We start from the raw sequence: 2,420 nt of genomic DNA, 5'->3' as shown, positions 1-2,420 counted from the left end.
GATATCACTACTTGCCATGCCTTGAACTGTGTTTCTAAAGTAGTACTGATACTCTAAAGACACTGCTTGATGTTTTCCAAAAAAGGCTATAGGACCAGCTTTAAGCGTAGGAAGGATAGAAGGAGTGCTTAATCTTTCTTGATTAGTAGTAGATAAAGTAGTGTTTAATGCTTCATTACTTTTTTCATTAGTTCTAATGGCAAGCCCTATGCCAGCTATATAACCTAGCTTAAAGTAAGTAGTAGTTTTTAGTTTAAAGGCTTGTATGAAATCTAGGTTTACTGAATACTGAGGATTAAAACTTGAAGTTGATCCTAGTGAGTTAGCACCCATACTTATAGTTGTTTGTAAGCCAAGAGTACTAGTCTTTCTTGTAGTAAAGATTGCGCTACCTAGCTTTAGCTTAGCATCTAGCCCTGCATTAGGGGCTAGTATAGAAAAGCCTCTATTAGCACTTTGTGCACTTAGTCCAGTTCCTGCTCCTGCTCCTAGCAAGAACCTTATCCCATCTATATCATAGTTAGCAGTTTTAATGTGTGATATTTTATGAGACTTTTTAACTCCTCTAGTAGCAGCCATAGCTACAGAGCTAAGACTAACTATCAAGCTAGCAGCTAATATGACTTTTATTACTCTTGGCATTACCTATCCTTTCTTATGCTTACTTAAAAATCTAAGTAAGCTAATCTCTTTACTACTTACCTATTTGCTTACTTGCCTATTTATCCATTTGCCTATTTGCCTACTTCTCTATTTGTCTTATTTGCCACCAAAGTAGTAGGTATAGTTAAGTGAGATATCACTACTTGCCATGCCTTGAACTGTGTTTCTAAAGTAGTATTGATACTCTAAAGACACTGCTTGATGTTTTCCGAAGAAGGCTATAAGACCAGCTTTTGCAGTAGGTAAAACAGTAGGGGTGTTGTTAGCGTTTCTATTAGCTAGTGCATTTTGAGCATCTTTTTCTTTTTGAGCTGCTGTTATTGCTTGCTGATTCATATCTATAAGCCTTTGTTGAAGTGCTGCTATCTGATCAGCTTGAGCCTTGTTGTTATCTGCTGCTGTTTTGTTTAAGTCAGAAAGTTGTCTATTAAGATCTGCTATCTGTGCAGCTTGAGCGCCTATAGTCCCTGTTGTTTTTAAAGTATTGCTTGCTATAGTGATGGCATCTTGTGCTGGTTTTGTCGTGTTAGTATTTTCAGCACTAGTTATAACTCCGGCATTTTGTAGTTGCAATAGATTAGAGCTGATAGTAGATAGAGTGCTGCTAGCTTGTTTAAGTTTTTCTGAGGCTTGTTGTTGGGCATCTGTAGTTGGGTTAGTTTGACCTGCAAGTGCATTTGCTGCATTTGCTGTAGTTGTTACATTGCTTACTTGACTTGCAAAGTTGTTAAGAACAGTGCTTTTAACATTTGTAACTGCAGCATTTACAGAGTTAATATCAAAAGTTGGCATTACAAAACTTCTAGCAGTTGTATTATTTGATGCTGCTGTGGCTAATCTTAGTGCATTAGCTGCTTGTTGTTGTTGACTTAAGGCTTGATTATAAGAAGATATACCCTTAGTTAAGTCACCATTTTGGAAGTATGTTCTTGCAGAATTAGCTGATGCTTTTGCTTCATTAGCTGCACTATCAAACTGAGACTTATATGTCTTTAGGAGTGCACTGATTTCATCTGGGTTATCATTACCACCAGAAGTAAAGCCAGGTCTAATCACAGCTCCACTAACTACAGCATTACTAACATTCCCACTTCCACTATTAACATTATCATGAGTTCTTATAGCAAGTCCAGCTCCTAGTATATAACCTAACTTAACATAACCACTAGCTCCAACTTTAAAAGCTTGTATAAAGTCTAGATTCAAAGAATACTGAGGATTAAAGTTTGAACTTGCACCTAAAGAGTTAGCTCCTACTCCAATAGTTGCTTGTAAACCTAAAGTACTATTTCTAGTAGTAGTAAAGATTCCAGTACCTAGCTTTAACTTAGCATCTACTCCTGCATTAGGAGTACTTAAAGTAAAACCACCATTTTCACTTGTAGCACTTACTCCAGTTCCTACTCCTGCTCCTAGTAAAAACCTAACTCCATTTATGTCATTACTAGTAGAATCTAATCTAGTCTTATTATCACTACTAGGTCTTTTATAACCTTCTGCAGCTACTACTACACTACTAAAACTTGCTATTAAGCTAGTAGCTAAGATTAGCTTTATGGCTTTATTTTGCATTTGTCCTGTAATCTTTGTCATATTGTTTTCCCTTCTAAAATAAATTGACTTAACACACTAATTACTAGTGATTGAGAAAATTCTAGTTGTTTTTTTTTTTTTTGTATTAAAGGAAACTTAAAGTGAAAATTTTTGAAGAGAAAATTTATTAAATCAAACTAAAAATGAAATAATTATTTACTTTT

2 protein-coding genes are annotated in these 2,420 nt (G+C 35.3%); both read right to left on the bottom strand.

Going from position 1 to position 2,420, the window contains the following annotated elements; translation table 11 throughout:
* Positions 1-642: phosphoenolpyruvate hydrolase family protein (locus BKH43_RS08280; protein WP_143429066.1), on the bottom strand; the 642-nt coding region annotated here is incomplete at its 3' end.
* Positions 643-759: 117 nt separating this feature from the next.
* The gene (locus BKH43_RS08275; protein WP_095230466.1) at positions 760-2,256 is read right to left on the bottom strand and encodes a hypothetical protein; all 1,497 of its coding nucleotides are present in this window, start codon (positions 2,254-2,256) and stop codon (positions 760-762) included.
* Between the last annotated feature and the right edge of the window lie 164 nt (positions 2,257-2,420).

The organism is Helicobacter sp. 13S00401-1 (assembly GCF_002272925.1).
Classification (GTDB): Bacteria; Campylobacterota; Campylobacteria; order Campylobacterales; family Helicobacteraceae; genus Helicobacter_I.
Note: the sequence above shows the minus strand (reverse complement) of the source record. Positions and strands in the feature narration are given on the sequence as shown.